This window comes from Halopelagius fulvigenes (assembly GCF_055398025.1).
Map to the genome: position 1 here is coordinate 271,332 of NZ_AP043844.1, position 20,657 is coordinate 291,988.

At 60.7% G+C, this 20,657-nt stretch carries 14 protein-coding genes; 8 read left to right on the forward strand and 6 right to left on the reverse strand.

All coding sequences use genetic code 11. The annotated features are described in order from the left end of the window. Positions 1-55 precede the first annotated feature (55 nt). From ACZ522_RS02720 to ACZ522_RS02735, 4 genes are all read right to left on the reverse strand, one after another. A complete protein-coding gene (locus ACZ522_RS02720) occupies positions 56-514 on the reverse strand; it encodes a universal stress protein (RefSeq protein ID WP_379695090.1) in 459 nt (152 codons plus the stop codon). 48 nt (positions 515-562) lie between these two features. After that, positions 563-1,699: a mandelate racemase/muconate lactonizing enzyme family protein gene (locus ACZ522_RS02725; protein WP_379695088.1), complete on the reverse strand. Its 1,137-nt coding sequence runs from the start codon at positions 1,697-1,699 to the stop codon at positions 563-565. Positions 1,700-1,831: 132 nt separating this feature from the next. Beyond that, the gene (locus tag ACZ522_RS02730; protein WP_379695086.1) at positions 1,832-3,070 is read right to left on the reverse strand and encodes a mandelate racemase/muconate lactonizing enzyme family protein; all 1,239 of its coding nucleotides are present in this window, start codon (positions 3,068-3,070) and stop codon (positions 1,832-1,834) included. 57 nt (positions 3,071-3,127) lie between these two features. Continuing rightward, positions 3,128-3,901: an IclR family transcriptional regulator gene (locus ACZ522_RS02735; protein ID WP_379695084.1), complete on the reverse strand. Its 774-nt coding sequence runs from the start codon at positions 3,899-3,901 to the stop codon at positions 3,128-3,130. A gap of 425 nt (positions 3,902-4,326) precedes the next feature. Here ACZ522_RS02735 and ACZ522_RS02740 point away from each other — a divergent pair, with 425 nt between their 5' ends. After that, the gene (locus tag ACZ522_RS02740) at positions 4,327-5,052 is read left to right on the forward strand and encodes a ThuA domain-containing protein (RefSeq protein WP_379695082.1); all 726 of its coding nucleotides are present in this window, start codon (positions 4,327-4,329) and stop codon (positions 5,050-5,052) included. Positions 5,053-5,158: 106 nt separating this feature from the next. Then, positions 5,159-6,145 (forward strand): LLM class flavin-dependent oxidoreductase, encoded by a 987-nt coding sequence (locus ACZ522_RS02745; protein ID WP_379695080.1) that lies wholly within the window; start codon positions 5,159-5,161, stop codon positions 6,143-6,145. Between the two features lie 354 nt (positions 6,146-6,499). On the opposite strand, the gene ACZ522_RS02750 is transcribed toward ACZ522_RS02745, so the two are convergent. Next, positions 6,500-8,089 (reverse strand): transposase, encoded by a 1,590-nt coding sequence (locus tag ACZ522_RS02750; protein WP_379695078.1) that lies wholly within the window; start codon positions 8,087-8,089, stop codon positions 6,500-6,502. Between the two features lie 601 nt (positions 8,090-8,690). On the opposite strand from ACZ522_RS02750, the gene ACZ522_RS02755 reads away from it, so the two are divergent. From ACZ522_RS02755 to ACZ522_RS02765, 3 genes are all read left to right on the forward strand, one after another. Beyond that, positions 8,691-9,617, forward strand: a complete 927-nt coding sequence (locus ACZ522_RS02755) for a CPBP family intramembrane glutamic endopeptidase (RefSeq protein ID WP_379695076.1) — start codon at positions 8,691-8,693, stop codon at positions 9,615-9,617. A 298-nt stretch (positions 9,618-9,915) separates the two neighbouring features. Then, positions 9,916-10,440: a GNAT family N-acetyltransferase gene (locus ACZ522_RS02760; RefSeq protein WP_379695074.1), complete on the forward strand. Its 525-nt coding sequence runs from the start codon at positions 9,916-9,918 to the stop codon at positions 10,438-10,440. Positions 10,441-11,126: 686 nt separating this feature from the next. Then, on the forward strand, positions 11,127-12,953 hold the full coding sequence (locus tag ACZ522_RS02765) for an ABC transporter substrate-binding protein (RefSeq protein ID WP_379695072.1): 1,827 nt from the start codon (positions 11,127-11,129) through the stop codon (positions 12,951-12,953). A 213-nt stretch (positions 12,954-13,166) separates the two neighbouring features. On the opposite strand, the gene ACZ522_RS02770 is transcribed toward ACZ522_RS02765, so the two are convergent. After that, positions 13,167-14,183, reverse strand: coding sequence for an SGNH/GDSL hydrolase family protein (locus ACZ522_RS02770; protein WP_379695070.1), 1,017 nt, complete (start codon positions 14,181-14,183; stop codon positions 13,167-13,169). Positions 14,184-14,436: 253 nt separating this feature from the next. On the opposite strand from ACZ522_RS02770, the gene ACZ522_RS02775 reads away from it, so the two are divergent. From ACZ522_RS02775 to ACZ522_RS02785, 3 genes are all read left to right on the forward strand, one after another. After that, on the forward strand, positions 14,437-15,534 hold the full coding sequence (locus ACZ522_RS02775; RefSeq protein ID WP_464391753.1) for a DUF4982 domain-containing protein: 1,098 nt from the start codon (positions 14,437-14,439) through the stop codon (positions 15,532-15,534). 1,006 nt (positions 15,535-16,540) lie between these two features. Further along, positions 16,541-19,489: a methyl-accepting chemotaxis protein gene (locus ACZ522_RS02780; RefSeq protein WP_379695066.1), complete on the forward strand. Its 2,949-nt coding sequence runs from the start codon at positions 16,541-16,543 to the stop codon at positions 19,487-19,489. Positions 19,490-19,971: 482 nt separating this feature from the next. Continuing rightward, a complete protein-coding gene (locus ACZ522_RS02785) occupies positions 19,972-20,652 on the forward strand; it encodes a hypothetical protein (RefSeq protein WP_379695064.1) in 681 nt (226 codons plus the stop codon). The last annotated feature ends 5 nt before the right edge of the window (positions 20,653-20,657 follow it).

Below are 20,657 nucleotides of genomic sequence, written 5' to 3' on the forward strand. Positions count from 1 at the left end.
CGACGGCGCGCCTCCCGCGTCGCCTCCAGTTTACCCGGCGTCTTGCGTTTCGGCCTCACTCCATCAGCGTCGTCACCAACCCGTCGAAGTTGAGGATGACGCGTTGGGTGACGTCGCCGAACAGCGCTTTCCCGGTCGGGGAGCGCTTCCGCCCGACGATGAACACGTGGTCGCAGTCCGTCTCGCTCGCCGTTTCGAGTATCGTCTCCCCGAGTTCGTCCTCCTCGATCACCGCGGCGCTGATTTCGTACTCGACGGCCCCCTCGCCGCCGGTCTCGGCGACGAAGTCGCGACCGAACTTCCGCGCGGCGTCCAGCGCGCTCGGTTGGCTGTACTTCTCTCCCTCCATGCGCTCTATCGATTCGACCGCGTCGAGGTTCTCTTCGACCTCCTCCGGCGTGAGATAGGAGAGCAAGACCAACTCTCCGCCGTTCGCCCTCGCCCACTCGGCCGCCTCTCTCAGGAGCGTTCCGTGTGCACTACTATCGTCTACGACCACGAGTCCGCGTTGCATACTCACAGTCACCGCGGCGAGACAGTTAAAGATAGTCCCCCGGTCGCCCTACGCGTCGGTTCGGTAGCGTTCGAGGGCGTCGCGGTCTATCTCGATGCCGAGGCCCGGCCCCTGCGGGACGTCGAGGACGCCGCCGGAGGGGTCGAACGGGGTTTCGAGCAGGTCGCTCCGCAGGGGGTTGTCGCTGCGGTCGAACTCGACCATCATCGGTTCCGGGACGTTTCGCGTGTGGGGGTACGTCGAGACGCTGGCCGCGAACTGGACGGCGGCGGCCATCCCGACCGCGCTGTTCCAGATGTGGGGACGGACGGCGACGTTCTCCGTCGTCGCCATGTCCGCTATCCGCCGCGCCTCGGAGAGTCCGCCGCAGCGCCCCAGATTCGGCTGCACGATGTCCACGGTCCGGTCGTCGACGAGGCGTTTGAACTCGAAGCGCCCGTAGTGTGCCTCCCCCGCGGCGATCGGCGTGTCGATTCGGCGCTTCACGTCCCGGTACCCCGTCTCGTTCTCCGGCGGGACGGGCTCCTCGATCCACGTGATGTCGTACTCCGCTATCGCCTTCGCCGTCTTCACGGCCTGCTCGGGCCGGTAGTTCCCGTTGATATCGACCATGAGCGCGGCGTCGTCGCCGAGTATCTCGCGCGCCGTTCGGACCCGTTCGACGTCGCTCTCGACGCCCGCACCGATTTTTATCTTCGCGGCCTCGAACCCCTCGTCGACCGCTCGCTCTATCGGTTCCGCGATGGGGCGGTCCCGCTCCGTGAAGTACATCGTGGACGCGTACGGCGTCAGGGTGCGGCGCGTCTCGCCGCCGAGGAGTCGGTGGACGGGTCGGCCGACCGTCTTCCCGATGACGTCCCAACACGCCACGTCCACCGCGCTCAGGACGCTCTGGACGAACACGTCGCCGCCGAAGTGGTACGGGTCCGTGTACGAGCGTTCGGCCAGCGACTCCACCTCGAAGGGGTCCATCCCGACGACGTCCTCGCGGAACAGTTCGTCGAACGTCGCCTCGACGATGCGACCGGGCGCGAACGCCTCGCCCCACCCGACCGTCCCGTCGTCGGTTTCGATGCGGAGGAGCGTCGTCTCGCGCGTCCGTCCGAACCCCCGCGCGTCGCCCATCCCCTCGCCCTCGGGGAGCGTCGAGGAGACGGGTATCGTCTCTGCGTCGGTCACTTCCATGTCCTCTCACTCAGAGTGAGGCGAGTTATAACTTGGGTCGAGAGCGGAGACCGTTCGCGGCGGCGACCCGGCGTCGGCTCCGAATCGGTTCGCGGTGCGAGGGCGGTGCAGGTGCGCCGCAGTCGGCCACTCTCAGTCGTCGTAGTGGAACTCCGTCCACGGACCCTCGACGAACGGGTACCGCTCGACTATGTCTAAGTCCACCTCGACGCCGAGTCCGGGGTCGTCCGAGAGGGTCAATACGCCGTTCTCGACCGCCGGTTCCCCCTCGATGATGTCGAACGCCAGGTCGAACTGGTACATCCCGGGGTCGCTCTCGGAGTCGAGCGCGGGGTCGTTCTCGAACACCGGGTATTCGAGGAGTCCCACCTCGGGCGCGGCGGCGACGAGGTGGGCGTTCGCCGCGAGGCCGAGCCACGTCCCGAAGTTGTGGGGGACGAACTCCACGTCTCGCCCGCGACAGAACTCGACGGCCTCTCGACACCCCGTGTAGCCCTCGTGGTGGCGCACGTCGCCTTGGAGATACTCGACCGCACCCGTGCGTCCGAGTTCGACGAGTCCCGCGGCCGACTCCTCGCTCTCGCCGCCCGCGAGCGGTGCGCCCGTCTCCGCGAGCGACCTGTACCCGTCGTAATCGTCGGGCGCGACCGGCTCCTCTATCCAGTACGCGCCGCACTCTGCGGCGTGTTCGACCAGTTCGCGAACGGTGTCCTCGTCGTAGGCGTCGCGTATCTTCCACCACGTGTGGACGTCGAGCATGACCTCGGCCTCGTCGAGCGTTTCGGCGAGTAACTCGACCGTCCGCCGGTCGCCGTCGGGGCCGATACCGGGACGGTACTTGTAGCCCACGAACCCGAGGTCCTCGATGGTCGCCGCCTGCTCGACGTACCCCTCCGGTTCCATGTACATCCCGGCGCTGGCGTACAGGGGAATCTCCGTCGTCGGGTCGCTCCCGTACTCGTCGGCGAGCAGTTCGTACACCGGCGCTCCGAGTTCCCGCCCGCGGATGTCGTAGAGGGCGACGTCTATCGCCGAGACGGCCTCCGTCCGGAGACGCCCGGGGAGTCCGGCGTCGGCGATTCGGTCGTGCGCGTCCGCGATTCGGTCGATGCGCTCACCTTCGAGTGCGTCGGCGACGTCCCCGTTGACGACGTCGGCGAACGTGCCCTGCGAGTCGCCCTCGAAGTACTCGCGCATCGCGGAACTACTCGCGCCGGCGGTGGAGACGCCCCGCACCCCGTCTTTCGTCTCGACGACGACGAGGACGACGTCGCGTTTGTGCAATCGCCGGGTCCCGCCGCAGAACGGACGGTCCTGCGCCGGGTCTATCGGTGAGGAGAGGGCGTACCCTCTCACGTCGGATATCTCCATGCACGAGGTATGCGAACACCGGCCTATTAAATCATTCTCGCGTCGCGGTCGAATCCGCTAGGAGAACTTCGTGTTCAGTTCGATGACGTTGGCGGCGCGCTGAACGTGGTCGGAGAGTTCCCCGTGGAGCCGGTCTTTCGTGAACCGACTCGACGGGCCGGAGATGCTTATCGCGCCGAGAACTTCGTTCCCGTCTCTGACCGGCGCGGCCACGCAGCGCAGCCCTTCGATGTTCTCCTCGTCGTCGAGGGCGTATCCGCGCTCTCTGACCGCCTCTAACTCTTCAAGGAAGTCCGCCCGCGACGTGATCGTGTGGGGCGTCATCCGAACGAAGTCGACGCCCTCGACGATGGCGTCGCGTTCCTCCTCCGGGAGGTACGCCAGTACGGACTTCCCGAGCGAGGTGGAGTGTATGGGCTGCTGAGTGCCGACGCGGGAGGCGGTTTCGACGGACCGGTTCCCCGTCGCCTTGCAGAGGTACGAGACGCGACCGAACTCCTCGATTCCGAACTGCGCTATCTCCCCGGTCTCCGCGGCCAGGGATTCGACTTCGTTCTCGATGACGTCGTAGTTCCCTATCTGGTCGCGGACGTGGGTCGCCATGTCGAGAATCCGGAGGCTCAGTCGGTACCCGTCGCCCTCGCGGACGATCATCTCGCGTTCCTCGAGCGTCCGGAGGTGGCTGTGGACGGTACTCTTCGAGTGACCCAGCTCGTTCGCCAGCTCCGTCACCCCGGCGTCGTCCCGCCGTTGGAGGATGTCGACGATGTTCAGGGCGATCTTCACGGAGCGAATCGTCCGCGGCTGTTCGCCAATGTCTTGGCTTGTCATACCATAGGTGTGCGTCTCCCCCCACTTAAACATGTTCTCGCAACGGGAACGAATCGCACGGGCGATGCCGTTCAACGCACCGAACAGCGGTGAGTACGCCCCTTCAGTTCCAGGCCCGCACCGGGTGAGCGGTCCCCGCAAATCACCCGGGATCGGCCTTTTCGTTCCCCGTGGGGGAACGCCCTCAGACGGGCGCTCGTCGCCTCTCTCCCGTACCACCGGGCCGTAATTCGCGGACGGACTCCCCGCAGAGGCCGTTTCGGGGCGAGCGGCGGTCCGACGGAGGGCCGCATTACAGGAGTAGAATCGTAACGGGGTGTTCCGCTAGGGGGAACGAATCGGGGTGCTTCACCGTCGTCCTCGTCTGCCGGAAACGAGCGCTCGCTTCCACCAATCCTTATGCATCCGCACGGAGAGGTTCCGGTATGACGGTTCGAGTCACCGTGTGGAACGAGAACGTCCACGAACGAGAGGAACCGGACGTCGCGGAACGCTACCCGGACGGTATCCACGGAGCGATAGCCGAGATATTCGACGGAGAGGACTACGAAGTTCGGACGGCGACCCTACAGGAGACGGAACACGGCCTCACCGAGTCCGTCCTCGACCGGACGGACGTCCTCGTCTGGTGGTCCCACTGCGCGAACGACGAGGTGCGCGACGACGTGGCCGAACGAGTCGTGGAGGCCGTCCACGACGGCATGGGGTTCGTTCCGCTTCACTCTGGAAAGAACTCCAAGCCGTTCAAGCGACTGATGGGGACGTCCTGCCGGATCAAGTACCGCCACGGCGGGGAGACCGAACGGGTGTGGGTCGCGGACCCCGGTCACCCCATCGCCGACGGCCTCGGGGAGAGCTTCGAGATTCCATCGACCGAGATGTACGGCGAACCGTTCGACATCCCGGAACCGGACCGAACCGTGTTCATCTCGTGGTTCGAGGGCGGCGAGGTGTTCCGCTCGGGCGTCTGTTACCGCCGCGGGCGCGGTCGGATCTTCGCATTCCGCCCCGGCCACGAGGAGTATCCGATATTCTACCAGGACGAGGTTCGTCGCGTCGTCCGGAACGCCGTGGACTGGGCCGCCCCGAACGAGGGAGCGACGGTGAACTGGGGAGAGGTATCGCCCGCCGAACCGACCCGCGAGCGGTAGTCGTTCGTCCGACAGTCGAAGTACGTCGAGTGGGCGTCGGCGACGCGACGGCGGCCCAACCGTCGCGAACATTTAAATACTATCTCCGCACACGTTCGAACGAGCGATGAAGTTCGGAATCTTTCCCGTTGAGGGCGGCGACACCTGGGAAGGCGTCGTCGAACAGTGTCAAGTGGCAGAACAGGTCGGCTTCGAGACCTGCTGGGTGAACGACCATCAGGCGACGGAGGGCGAGAACTACTGGCCGTCCCCGCTGACGCGACTCACGAGCATCGCGACCGGGACGGAGACGTTGGAGCTGGTCACGTCCGTGCTCATCCTCCCGCTGTACCATCCGCTGCACGTGGCACAGCGGGCGGCGATGTTGGACAACATCTCCGACGGGCGGTTGACGCTCGGCGTCGGTCTCGGCTACGTCGAGAAGGAGTTCGACGCGTTCGACGTGCCGATGGACGAACGCGCCGGTCGGATGATAGAGGGCATCCAGTTCATCGACGAGTTCCTCTCGTCCGACGAGCCGATATCGTTCGAGTGTCCGTTCTTCGAGGTCGAAGACTGGCAACCGCTCCCGCAGACGGTCCAGTCGCCGCGGCCGCCGTTGTGGATCGGCGGGTGGGGAGACAAACAGATAGCTCGGTCGGTGAAGTTCAGCGACGCGTGGGTGCCGGGCGTCGTCGCCGACCTCGCCACGGTCGAGGACCGCAAGCGACTCCAACGCGAACACGTCAAGAACTCCGACCAGGACTGGGAGTCGATGGACCACCCCCTGATGCGGGAGGCCGTCATCGCCGAGACGGAAGAAGAGGTGATGAAACGGAAGGAGTACCTCCACCGGACGTACATCGACGAGTACGGCGGCGAGTTCTCTCACCCCCTGATGACCGCCGACTCCGTCGAGGACTTCGAGGAACTCGCCGACGACCGGTTCATCTACGGCACGCCGGAACAGATAATCGAGCAGATAGAGTCGATGCGAGAGCGGTTCCCGCTGAACCAGTTGACGCTTCGGTTCCACCACTCCGGAATGCCGAAGGACTTGGTCGAAGACCAGATTCGGCTGTTCGGAGAGGAGGTCATCCCGGCGTTCGAGTAGGGCGGCGACGCTCACAGCGATGCATCGTTACGGGTGACGCTCGGCCGGAACTGCCCCTCGACGGTGGAGTACGACCCGAAGTTCCCACTTCATCGAATCCAGTAAAAGGAGATATTTCACCCTTCGATAAACTGTACTTCGCGATACGAACGCCCATAACTGAAGAGAGGCCACTGTTTCGGAGGATGGCCAGTTTTCGATTTTATTCAATGAGATATAGTCAGAATAATCTATTCTGATCGAACTCTCCGGTCGATTACCGAATTGAACTCTGTAAGTGTTGGATTTACGTCTGAAACTCCTGCCTCGAGATAGTGTTTCCACTTACGAAGGGCGAACCGAGTTGGGAGATGCTTAGTCTGCTGGAATCAGTGCAGAAGAAACCCATTCCACACACTCACCAGCTGTCAGTACGGGCGCGTAGTCTAGATCACCGTCAACTTGTGCTTTCAGGAGAAAGTCGGTAAGCCGCCAGATATTGTGCAGTAGCGCTGCGAACACGAAGTAAAACAACCGAACGCGGTAGTCTTTCGAGGAGGTTTTCGCTAAGAAGTCGTACTTGATCGACTTGTACTCGTTTTCGATTTGCCATCGGCGGCTGTATCGCTGACAGTATGCCTCGGCCTCGGCTGGCCCGACCCTGAGATTCGTTGTGAAGACGGCTGTTCCGTCTCCTTTCGTCGAGGGGACGTACAAGAACTGCATCGCGTGCGATCCCTGATCAGTGTGAACCGTCGTTGATTCGACCGCGACGTCTTGCCCATCCTCGCTCATCCGCTTGATCGCTGCTCGCTCTGCGTTGAACGACCGCTTGGGGATTAGGTAGTTCACGTTGAGGTTTGACAGCGTTTGGTAGACCAACTTTGCGTCGAATTCAGCGTCACAGAGAACCGTCTCAATTGGAACGAGCTCTTGTGCTCGTCGAACGAGTCGTCGGACCACACGATGAATCCGATTCGGCGGGTTCTCATCCCATGCTGAGCTCTCGCGGACGGGCTCAACCGCTAATATGATGGGAATGTTCCATCCGACGATTGAGAGTGTCGCAAATTTGAATCCCCGTCCGTCATCGTCTTTCGTCCCGCTAACCATTGTCATTCCCTCGACGTCACCATAGTATCGCAGTGTCGTGATATCGATCGCAACGGTAACAGGACGACGGAACGTGACTTCTGACTGTATCACCGACAAAAGCCGCTCTGTCGCCTGTTGAAATCCAGCGATCAGACCCTCAGGATCGAATTTTTTGACTGTCCGAAGGTGCGTATCGCCGTGTGGCCCGTACTCCGCACCTCGGCGGATCTGAAACCGTCTCGCACCCTGCGGTGTTCCGCAACCAGCCATCCCAATGAACGTCTGAAGTTCGAGAAAGCGAGTATCCTCGTATGTCGCGTTCTGAGCTCGACCAGAGTTGAACGACCCAAAGGCGTGATCGCGTGCGAGATGCGTTGTCCGAGAGATCTGGGCGTTAGTAAACGTGGGTTGACTCTCAGGTTTGTCGTCAGCCTCGTCGAGTGGCGTCTCGATCTCTTCTAGCGGGCGGACTTCAGGAGCGTAGAAATCCCCATTTTCGACTCTCCAGACGAGATCGTGTGCTCCATTGGTCACGAAGGAACGACCCGCGTCGTCGAATCGGTTATGCCAAGTTCGAGAGAGTACTGATTCGTCTGGGATTTTCTTGAGGCCGAACAAGACTGCAAGTTCTTGTTGGCGCGTTAGCGATCGGTAACTCTCTCCAGTGGTTTCCCGGTAGTAGAACAGTTTGACCATACCGCGAAATGGATATGATGTGGAGTGCCACTCCGGATATTGATCCTCTGGAAACGAAAATGGGTGGTCAAGCGCTTCAAATGCGTCGTAAAGACTGGTTCCGCTTTGTAGGCGTTCTTTCAGCTCAAGCGAGATAGCAAACGTATCGGTCATTCGAGGCGTATAGGAGATCATCAGTTTGTATGTCTATTACGGGGGATCTGGTGTTCGTTCTTGCTATGGTCTCCCTCCTCGTCGCACTCAAAAGTAAAAACCGACTGGCTACACGGCGGGCTCAAGAGTAAACCGAGCGAATATCGGGTTTTTCGGGCCGTTTGTAGCAGGATTTAGTTTGAACCGAGCGATTCTCACCCTTCCTTCTCACCCTCAGGGAAATTGGTTTGATACAGGGCTTACTTACAGCGTTGTCAGGAGTGCATTAGCTGATCAGTAGGGCTGCGCGTGCAGCTATCGAGCAAATCACTTACTACAAGTCATCGTAGCTACATTCACGATGTATGCCAGCCGACGAACTCACCTCCTACTGACAGCTGGTACCTTTCTTTTTACAGTCTATTGGGCGTATGATGGCTCGACCCTCGTCGCAACGGATGGGCGTTCATTGCGATTTTGCATATTTAGGACTTAGTCAGAGATAGGCAGGCTAACATGGCAACTGAATGAACGAGAAGTAGCTCCCCTGTGTCTGTCACCGAGTCGAGCCCGTTTTTCCTCCATTACACTATGTATATCTAGCGCCCAAAAAACTATCACACCTGTTGCATATCTTTCGATAATGCCTAAAACCGGGTCTCCTGACCGAGGGTCGACCGGCAGCCCCCTAGACGTTCCTCACCACGACCTACCGTACCAACGGGTCGGAACTATCGATGCCGAGACCGTGCGCCTGCTCGGGTGGTTCGCGGTCATTCTCTTGGCGCTCACGACGCTTATCGTCCTTCCCACACTTCTTGATGTGGTCAACAGTGCCGTATTGGGGACGCTCACGCCCGTGATGATGTGGGCTCCGACGCTCATCCTGTTCGGTCTCCACCGGCTCCGAAGGCGACACGGTTCGTTTCTCGGTATCGCTGCTGTCAAACCTATCCGGCCAGTCCGTCGGATCGTCGTAATCAGTCTCCTCTTGCTAGTAGGGTTGAGTGCGCTTCCTGTCCTCACTGAAGCGCTCGCTGTTCTCCTCGGGCTGAAGTCGGTTTCCGTCTCGTCGGACGCATGGACGTTGCTTCCAACGGTTCCCGTACTGGTCGTCGCCACGATGCTCATCACGGCCGGCGAGGAGTTCGCATGGCGTGGCTATATCCAAACGCTGCTCGCCCCGTGGGGCTACTGGCGCTCGAGTGCGGCAATCGGTGCGTTCTGGTCGCTCTGGCACATCCCGCTCACCGTCGGATATGCGGCGTCGGGCGACCTGCTCGTTCGCGACGTTATCTCGACATCGGTGAACCTCTTTCTGGCTGCGTTCGTCCTCAGCGGAGTCCGCTATCTCTCAGCATCGGTGTGGCCTGCGGTTCTCGGTCACTCGCTGCTCAATACGGTGTTGGTGTACGTCTACTCGAACTTCACGACGTCTATCAGCGCGACCGCAGAGATGACGTTCTGGACGTATACAGCATTGAGTTGGCTCGTTTGGCTCGGACTCATCGCAGTGACCGTGCAGGCAGTCCACCGACGCAGGACAGCTGATTCCACGACCATACAGTAGCGCGTCACAGCATAGACGGCGTCTCACACGAGAAGAACGTGGGAAACGGTTCATCCCTCTTTCGAGATAGCCGGAAGAACCGAGGATTCTGAGTAGGATCAGATAGTCATCACTCTTCTTTCGACGCTCCATCGCAGAACTCTACTGATCGTCTGATTCAGCCCCACCCGAAGTGGAAATAAGTCACGCATCAATTCCATCCTCCGAAACCCTGGAGAGGCACGTCAAGAATAATCGCTTAAATAACGACTCACAAACGCGGGGAAACTACTTGTTTGTGTAAAGTTTCATGAAACCTATGGGACAGGATACTGTGGTTCGACGTGCCCAGCCCGACGATATAGATGAGATATATCAGGTAATGCGTCGAAGTAGGCAAGAGGCTTTCACGGGTCTACTTCCGCCAGAAGCCCTCACCTGGGAGTCCGAGATTCCTGATGAATTTTGCGAATTCATCAAGGAAATCATCTCGCACGAACAAAAAGCGCAGTTGGTGGCAGTATGTGACGAGGCTGTAGTCGGACTCGCAGAACTCGTATGGCAATCAAAGGAGACTCAGGATTTTGTTGAAGAGTCCGAGGCTGAACTGAAAGCCATCCATGTCCGACCTGAGAGTTTGAATGAGGGAATCGGCACGGAACTCCTTCACAAGGCTGTTGATGTCCTCCCGTCTCATCTTTCTGGAGTTGCACTTTGTGTTCTCTCGGGTAATGAACGCGCTCGGTCCTTCTACGAACGACGTGGATTTGAGCAGGATGGAACTACTATCAACACGACTGCTGATGACGAATGTATTGAAGCCGTCTACCGCCGCCCACTTTGAGACCATGTTCCCGTGGCCGTCCGTTTGAGACCTATGTTGGTATTGAAGTAAGTCGGCTGTTCGGCAATCTATCTCTACAGTCCGGTCACACGATTCTCGAACTGCATACTATTTTATAAGACGTTTCTCGTGCTTAGTTCCGCTTCGATAGAAACTCCGACGCTCAGTTCGTACGCCGAGTGACTCTGCTGCTTCAGCGGAACGTAGAGAAGAACGCGCTAGACCATCCTCCGAAATCGCAGTATCGGAAACGTACTCAACGAGCACTAGGAGGACGTTCCACAGAGGACGACTTCGAATTCTCGGTGTTTACGTCGTCGTATGTGCCCTCAGGGGATTCTCGATAGCAGAATGGGGTAGTGAATTCCGATTACACACCTACCGGTGTAATGGTGAGCGTGACGGGCGTGCCAGACCTACTCTGGACTGGTACAGAATAGACAGTTTTCTCACATATAGAACAGCAGCGGCAAACATCTCGGCCGCGTAGCGTCATGCAACGATCCTACGAGGTGAAACTCGAAGTGCAAGTCCGCTAGATTCGTTCTCTACGACAGAATAGAACTGTGACGGATACGACTCACTCCCTTGGGTTCCTCAGAAGGGAGGTTGCAGCTACCCTCGCACGGTATTCTCGTCTGATACATGAAAAGTTATAAATAATGATAATGTAATTACAGAACTGTATGAGCAGTGATACCAGTAGTGATGAAAGCGGCTTCGCTCGGCGGCGCTTCCTCAAATTGAGCGGCACGGCGGGTGCGGTCACGCTCGCGGGGTGTTCATCGGAACCCTCGGCCGAAGGTGGCGGAGACATCGGTACCCTCACCGGCGGCGACGGTTCCGTTACTACCTCCTCGGGTGGGTCCACCGCCTCGGACGAGCGGAGTCTGACCGTACCCTCCCGGTTCATCCCGGCCGAGACGCAGTGGAATCCGTACGCTCCGAGTAACTACGCTGAGGTGGCTGGAAAGATGGTGTTCGATCCCTTCCTCAGATACAATCAGAAGACGGGCGAGCTAATTCCGTACGTTCTCCAAGACTGGCGGAAGGACGGAAAGACGCTCACGATGAGTATCAGGGAGGGGCAGACGTGGCACGACGGGAACCCCGTTACGGCGGAGGATTTCGTCACTAAGTTTACGATCGACAAGGGACTCGGGTACGAAATCACGAACTACATCGACGCTGTCGAGGCGGTCAACGACTCGACCATAAAGTACACGCTCAAGAGAGACTACGGAGAAAAGACAATCTTAGTCGTGATCGCCGGGAAGTGGATGAACACTCCCACGAGCGAGTACGGCAAGTTTGCTCAGCGGTTCCGTGATGCCTCTTCGGAAGAAGAGAAGAAGACGGTTCAGGGGGACCTGCAGGACTATCAGCCGAGCGAACCGCTCGGCTGTGGACCGTGCAAATACGACTCTGCGAACCAACAAGTACTGACGCTAACGAAGTACGAGGACCATCCGGATGCGAATCAGATACAGTTCCCAGTCTACGAACTCGAATACTTCGCGTCGAGCCAGCAGAAGTGGGCCGCGATGAAAAACGGGAGAAATATCGATATCGTGGACGGCTTCACGCCGATCCGCATCGCGAAGACGTTCCCCGATTACGTACGCCAGTACAAAGTCCCCACCTACAACGGGTACGGACTCGGATTCAATCACGACGACGAGGACTTCGGCAAGCGGAACGTTCGGCGCGCGATCGCATACGTGGTCGACCAACAGCGGATGGCGGAGCTCGCCGACCCCTTGAAAACCGCGGTTGCGAAACCGGTCGGCCTCGGCAGTTTCATCACGGACACGTGGAAGGAGAATCTGGGTGGCGACGTCGACGTATACGACTCGTACACGAGTACGGAGAAGGCGGCGGCCCTCCTAAAGAAGGAGGGGTACTCGAAGAAGGGCGAACAGTGGCACAAGCCGAACGGAGAGCAGTTCACCCTCTCGATTCCCTCACCGTCGGGCTGGAGCGACGTTACCAGCTTCACGACGACGCTCGCACAGATGCTGTCCGACTTCGGCATCAAGACAGAGAACAGGGCCGTCGAAAACACGACGTTCTTCGGACAGTACTGGGGAACATCGAACTTCAAGGTCGTCCCCTGGTTCTGGAACAACTCGGGGAAAACGGAGCCGTTCTTCAGTCTCTCGTGGATACTAACGAGTAACACGGTGATGTCTAACCTAAACTACGGAGAGAAACCGAAGGCACCGCCGGTCGGGGAACCGAACGGAGAGGCGTCCCCGGTCAACGTCCGGGAGACCCTTCGGCGTCTCAGTACGACGAGCGACCGGGCCAAAGCGCAGGAGTACACGCGGGAACTCGCCTGGGTCGTCAACCAGAATCTCCCGATGCTCCCGCTGATCGAAAAGATCCATCCGAGCTTCTGGAACGGGCAGGATTGGGACATCCCTCCCGCCGACACGAACAAGAAGTTCGTCGACTGGTGTAGTTACTGGTTCCCGCGTATCGGGGCGGTCTCGCCGGTGCAACGACAATAAGACGATCGAAGGCTTACTTACTTTGCTCGCGTACTTTTTACGCGCCCCCGGTGAGACTTCGTCGGGAGACGCTCGCGAACGGAGTCCCACGCTAGACGTACGGCGGTAGTCGACTCCGGTTCCGGACCACCGAAACTACTTCTGAAAGTCGATCTGGCGTACCAGATGCCGTCTCGGTATTCGCTGGGGGGTCATCCGACTCCGCTCTCTCCGTCACTCGGTTACCCTCCGAAGACGGGACGCTACCCCGTCCCCGATAGCGTCCATTCCAGCGTCTCCCGGGTGGAGGATATCTGCCGTCAGGCCGGAGATGTTCATCAGTTCCGCGCCTTCCGCGAGAAAAAGGTTAGAGCGACGAGAGTCGGTAACGATAGAGCGCAGCGTCGCTCGGAAGTCAGCGGCGCGTTCAAAATCGTCCCCGCTGCCAGCGTCTGCGAAGTAGGGAAAGAGAGTCACGCACAGGATCGGTTTTCGGGGATGGGAATTCGCGATCGTCTCGACGAACCTTCTCGCTCTGTTCCGGAACTGGGTGAGAGTAAACCCTCGGTTCGCCATGTTCACCGAGAGCGCTAGCGTCGCGACGTCCCAATCGTCGCGACCTGCGATGTAATCAGCCATAGCCGGGTCGCAGAACGCTGATCCCGAACATCCGAAGTTCAGCGCGTCGTACCCCAGTTCTCGGGCGACGCGCGCAACGTAGTTCAAATGCGGTGCCGATGCTGCCGCGCCTTCAGTGATAGATGTCCCGTACGCGAGATACCGCCGAGCGGGCAGTTCATCGGAAGTGGGAGGCCGACAGTCACCGGAAACATCGTGAAGAGCGACCGCCGGAGCGCGCTCGAATACGATCCGACAGACCCGCGGATCGAATCTCCCCGTTTCTTCGCCGGTGTCGAGTGCGCCGATTCGATCCGGGACAGTGAACGTGAGAGTCTCGGGTCTGGGACCGATCTCGACCGGCTTCCACGGCTGAAACGGCCCCCAGAACGGACGAACCCGCGTTCTATCGGCTGCAGAGAGCGTGATCTCGATCGTCGCGTTCGGACGGTCGGGAACGAACCGGATTTCGCTCCCGGTCGGATGTCTGACACGTTCGCGGGCGTCGACGTTCAGGCCTGTGCCGACCGTAGCCGGGACGCGGCACAGCCGATCACCGTCGGCGGTCCACTCCGCCGGCACCATCTCCGCGACGTTGTGCAGGGAGACAGAAGGATACTTCTCGAACCTCATCCGGAGTAGCCTACGAAACGCACCGTAATCATATCAGTCTGCTGGTATCCCTCCGCGTCTCGTAATTCAGGATTCGGGGGTATCCTAAATCACGGGAGTCAGAGAGAGTGACGACAGACGAATCTGCTTCGGACCAGATACGAAGCCGATCAGGCGATTCGACTCACATCGGTTCGAGAGGGACCGAAGTAACAGGATAACCGATCTCTCAGTGAATCAAAAGATAATTGACGAGACTGATCAATGTGAACACATGACGATCAAGACAGGTCCCTCCCGGGAGTATCGGCGCGTCCGTCGCTTAGAGACGGGCTGGCGCTTCCACCTCGGTGACCTCGACGACGGCGCCGACCCCGAACTCGACGATAGCGGCTGGGAGGTCGTCGAAGTCCCCCACGACTGGAGCATCAGGGGCCCGTTCGATTCCGAGAATCCCGGCGGGCAACAACAGGGCTTCGCTCCGGGTGGCGTGGGCTGGTACCGCCGCGAACTCCCGGCCGATATCGACCGGGACGCGACCATCCGATTCGACGGAGTCTACCGGAACTTCGACGTGTACGTCGACGGTGAGCACGTCGGTCACCGCCCGTACGGCTACTCGACGGTGAACGACAAGCTCTCCGAGTTCGGTGTCGACGGCGGTGAGACGCTCGCCGTCCGCGTCGACAACGACGAGTACCCACACAGTCGCTGGTACACCGGGTCGGGTATCTATCGCGACGTGCACTTGATCGAAACCGACTCGGTCGCCGTGGCACCGTTCGGCACCGACATCCGTACGACCGCAGTCAATCGCCACCGCGCTGAAGTCCAGATGCTAACCGAAGTCAAGAACGCCGAATCGGTCGAACTCCATCAGAACGACGAACCGCTTGGCACTCAACGCGCCGACGGTTTCGGGCCCCGCCCGATCGAGTGGTACGTCCCCTACGAGGCCGGGACACTCCGTGCGGTGGCGAAAGAGGACGGCGAAGTAGTCGCTGAACACGAACTGGAAACGGCTGGCGACCCCAGCCGGATCGAACTCGACGCGGACCGCGAGACGATAATCGCAGACGGTCGTGACCTAGCGTACGTCCGGGCGACCGTCACCGACGATACCGGGGTGCGCGTCCCCCGCGCAGATCACGAGATCCGATTCGACGTCTCGGGCGCAGGTGAAATCGCCGGCGTCGATAACGGAAATACCGACAGTAACGAGCCTTGGGTCGGCGACACTCGGTCGGCGTATCGCGGGACCTGCATCACCGTCGTCCGGGCGGACCGGGAAGGCGGGACGGTCGAGATCGAAGCCACAGCCGACGGGCTAGTTGGCGACGGCGTGACCGTGACGGTCGAAGACGCAGCGTAAGCAGTTCGGGCGAAGGCCGGGTCAGTTGCCTACGCAGAAAAGGTCTAGAAGACCGGGGTACCAGCGCCGGTTCAGCCCGTGATTTTATGCCATCAATCAGGTAATTGTACGCCGAACTCGGAGCGGTAACGCTGCATCGCCAGCGTGTTGAAACGGGACGGCGAATGCGACGAGCGGTCGGAGCGGATGGACTGCGTGACTCATGGAGAGGAGGGCGTTGAGGGTCGGACCGAGAGTTCCGCGAACTGTCTGGACGCGGGACCGAAAGCGACAGCGAGGAGTGTAGCGGCCACGACGCCCGCTAACGACACCCCGAGGGAGAGGGGACAGAGTTCGACGGTCGAACCGGGGAGGTGTCCAATCACATATCTCAGACGGGGCCGATCCGAGAGCGACGAGTCCGGCCGCACGTACCCCGTCGAGACGTGAGCGACGGGGTCGCTCGAATCGCAATCGAGAACCCCCGAATCGAGTAGATTCGACCGTACAGGCGAACGTCAACGAGACGTTCGCACGTTTCGTCCCGTATGAATGGAGTTCTGATCTTTCCATCGGACTCTCCCCCCATGAGAGACGTCCAGACCCGCTCTGAGTGATTCTCCGGCACGCCGTCCGAACCGCGGGAGGAAGCGGATCCCCCGTCCGGCTTCGAACCGCTATTCGATAGAATTAATTAGATGAAATTCCGGAGTTACGACCGGGAAGTCGACCAGTGTCGCCGACGAGGACCGTCGAATGTTCATCGGCAGCGTTCCTCGCAAAAATCCTGCATCTCGGCGCACCACGACCGCTGTGACCGTCCCTCGTTCACGGTCGGGTGGGCCACGCCCTCATTATCACGAGAGATATTTTCGCCCGTGGCGTTATATATGAAATATAATACTGAGTATGTAGTGCTCACATCAGAGACGATACCGGGTAAAGGGGCGAACGATGCGGTCAGAGCGACCAGCATTCGAGACATCCGATTTGGACGGCGAACGGACGACGAACGGGGAGATACGACATGAAGATACAGACGAAACTCATCGCGCTCTGTCTCGCCATCTCGCTGATTCCGGTTTCCGTGGTCGGCGGGACCGGAATCTACGAGATGCAGGAGATCGGGTCGTACGCGCAAGAACAGAGTACGACTCACATGGAGGGACAGGTCACGGGCGAACTGAACAACACGGTCAACGCGCGGCAAGAGCAGATTCAGAACGTCATGGACGTGCGACGCGTGGACGCGCGTTCGCTGGCCGACTCCTCACCGGTGCAGAACTATCAGGCGGCGAAAGCCGGCGAGTGGGACCTCGTCCAGCGGCAGAGTCGGACGCAGCTCGGCCACATGGCTCTGCAGATGCACAGCACCGTCGAGAGTACGAAGCGGACCGTTCTCGAAGAGCAGTACGGCGGGAAGCGGTGGGAGCAACTCACTCCCGAACAGCAACGACAGGTCGAGAGGAAAGTCGAGCGGATTCTCACCGGGACGACCGGCGACGGAGTGCGGTCGTCCGGCACCCTCTCGAAGATGTTCCACCCCGGCTACATCGGTACCACCGGGTACGGGTACATCACCGACCGTGACTCGAACATCGTCGCCCACCACAGTCTCCGCGACGGCTTCAACCTCAAAGCGGACGCCTCGTTGATGGTGTTCGAAGACGTCGAATCGACCGTCCGGTCGAACTCCGGCGTTCGGAACGGCGAGGACTGGGGAATCGCGGAGTACGACTGGGAGGACACCACCCAGAAGGGGAACCCCCTCGAACGGAAGTTCATCGCCTACACCTACCACGAGGACTTCGACTGGGTGCTCGCACCGAACGTCTACTACTACGAACTCCAGACGACCGCCAGAGAGAGCGCGAAGGATAGGATCAACGCGTCGTTCCGGAGTTACCTGAACACGCGGTCCGTCTCTATCGACGGCAGCGAGGTGCCCGCCTACGAGGAGATAATCCTGACCGACGAGAACGGAGCGGGCGTCATCCGCGCACACAGGGCGGACGGAGAGGTCGTCACCGAATCGGTCGAGGGCGCCTCGTACGCCGGCAGCGACTGGTTCAAGCGGAGCAAGAATCTCCAGAAGGGCGAGGTTCACGTCGGAAGCGTCCAGACGATAGAGGGCGAGCAAGCGATGTACCTCTCGACCCCCGTGTACCAAGGCGGGGAGTTCGCGGGATCGATCGCGCTCCGGTTCAACTACAGCATCCTCTCGGCGCTCACGAACGACGTCACCGTCGGCGATAGCGGCCATCTGAGCATCGTGAACGCTGACGGACGGGTGCTCAGCCACCCGAACGAGTCGGTCGTCGAGTCGGGGTCGAACATCGCGGACACGAAGTACGCGGGGTCGCTCGCCGGCGTCGCGCAGTCTCGGATACTCGCCGGAGAGCGAGGTCTGAGCACCTACGCGAAGCGGGGGAGCGACGGGAACGAGAGCTACTACGTCGGGTACGCGCCGCTTCAGTTCGGCGACAAGCAGTTCGCGCTCCTCGCGACGGTCCCCGAGGAGGACGTGACGGCACCGAGCGTGGCCCTCGGAAAGGAGTTGAGCGACAGAACCGCCTCGGCCCGGAACATCTTCCTCCTGTTGATCGGCGGCATCGGCGTCGGCGTCGTCGCGATCGGATACCGGTCGGCGCGGTACTTCTCCCGTCCCATCGTGCAGCTCCGGGACCGGGCGACGGCCCTCGCGGAGGGTCGCTTCGACGACGACCAGAGCGAAATCGAGGCGTCCGACGACGAAATCGGAGACCTGGTCGAGGCGTTCGGCGACATGCAGCGGAATCTCCGACGGCAGGTCGCCGAACTCCGGACCGTCAGCGAGAACCTCGGCGACGGGAAGTTGAACCGCGACATTCGGACCGACCTCCCCGGGGAGTTCGGAGCCATCATGTCCGACATCGACGACGGCATCGAGAAGGTTCGACAGAGCCTCGTGGAGGTTCACGAGGTCGCAGACGAGTTCGCGCAGGTGAGCAACGAAACCGTCGCGAGCGCCGAGGAGATAGAGTCCGCGAGTCAGGCGACCGCCGAATCGGTCGAAGAGATAGCCCACGGGGCGCAACAGCAGACCGAACAGCTCCAGGCGGCGTCCGACGAGATGAACAATCTCTCGGCCACCATCGAGGAAGTCGCCGCGTCGGCCGACGGCGTGGTCGATACGGCGAACGAGGCGGTGTCGCTGGCGGAACGCGGCCGCGAACACGCCGCCGACGCCACGCAGGAGATCTCCGCCATCGAGACGGAGACGAACGCCGCCGTCGACCAGGTCGAGGGTCTCGAAGACCGCATCGACGAGATAAACGACATCGTCCAGTTGATAACGGACATCACCGAGCAGACCAACCTACTCGCGCTCAACGCGTCCATCGAGGCCGCGCGCGCCGGCGAGGTCGGAAAGGGCTTCGCGGTGGTCGCAAACGAGATAAAGACGCTCGCGAACGAGGCGGAGGACGCCACCGAGGACGTCGAGAAACTCATCACCGAGATTCAGGAGGACACCGACGAGACGGTGGGCGACATGCAGTCGATGAAGGACCGCGTCGAAACCGGCGCAGAGACCATCGAGAACGCCATCGAGATGTTCGACGACATCGCCGACGCGAGTCAGAGAGCCGAACACGGCGTAAGGGAGATATCAGAGTCGACGGAAGCGCAGGCGACGTCCACGGAGGAAGTCGTCTCGATGGTCGACGAGGTGTCGAGCGTGAGCGAGGAGACGACGTCGCAGACGAGTACCGTCTCGGCGGCGACCGAAGAGCAGACCGCGTCGATAAACGAGGTGACGCGGAACATCCAGAACGTGTCCGCGTCGGCGCAGTCGCTCCAAGAACTTGTGAATCAGTTCGAAGTCGGCGATCACGACGGAAGTGTGCCGCAGGGACAAACAGAAGCGGACGCTACGGAGCTCGAAATGGGAGGAAAGCCCGAAAGGGAGGAGGTCCAGACCAGCGTGAGCGACTAACTCCGAACCGTCGTTCGTACTCGAACGTCGTATTTCTCGGATCGGATCTTTTTCCGGGTCTCAAAACGCTTTATCGGGCATTTTGTGGATCGACCCGACGAGGGTTGACCGTCGAACGAGGGAAACGTCTGAGTCCGATTTTGTACAATACCGGTTGTATCGAATAGGGGGAGGAGAGACTCCCAAAGCGGGTTCGATGGAACGGACGTCCATCGGTGGAGCGTCGCCCCGTCGCGTCGCTTCGATGACTGACTACTTCGGTCTTCGATATCCAAATAATGGAGTTCCGATGTTCATATCTATCGCATATCGCTCCCTCTCGACGGCGCCGAAACTGGCCGGGTGCCAGTAACTGGCCGTCGGGAACGGCGCGACTGGCCGAACGTCACTACGTGCGGGAACGACCAGACGACGGCGACGGTCGTTCCTGAGGTCGTCCGGACCGTTCTCTTTATCCCGGGAGACGACGATACCCGGGACGAATGTCGGAATCCCTGCCGAGCCCCGTCGCGACGGCGACGACGGTCATCCGCGTGCTCTACGCGGAACTCCTCACTATCGTCGTCGCGAGCCTGCTGACGGCGGTGGCATCCCTGCCGCTCGTCACCGTCGGCCCGGCGATACTGGCCGCCGTCGAGGTGCTGACGGCAGTCGTCACCCGTCGCGATACCGGCGCGCCGCCGACGGAGCGCGGGCGAGTTCGTCTGTTCGTCGAGGCCTTCCGACGGAATCTGAAGACGGGTCTCCCGTTCAGTCTCCTCCTGCTCTCGGTCGGCGGAGTGACGGCGTTCTACTACGTCGTCGGGACGGCGCGGAACGACGGCGGCCTCCTGTTGCTCGCGCTCCTCGGCGCGTACGGCGTCGTCGGGGCGTTAGCGGTGACGCTCCGGGTCGGTAGCTTTCGCGCGCGGACATCGCCGCCGCCGTCCGCGGTTCGCGCGCTTCGGCTGACCAGACAGTCCCTTACCGAGTACGCCTCGTACACCGTCCTCTGGCTCGTCTCGCTCGCCGGCCTCCTCGTGGTCGCGAGTTACGTTCCGGTGACGGTGCCGATGCTGTTGGCGGGCGTCCTCGGCGTGATAGAAGTCGTCGCGTTCGAGGCGGTGGTCGGCGACGGCGCGGCGGCCGTCGCCCCGGACACGGACGCGGACGTCGAATCGTGACGTCG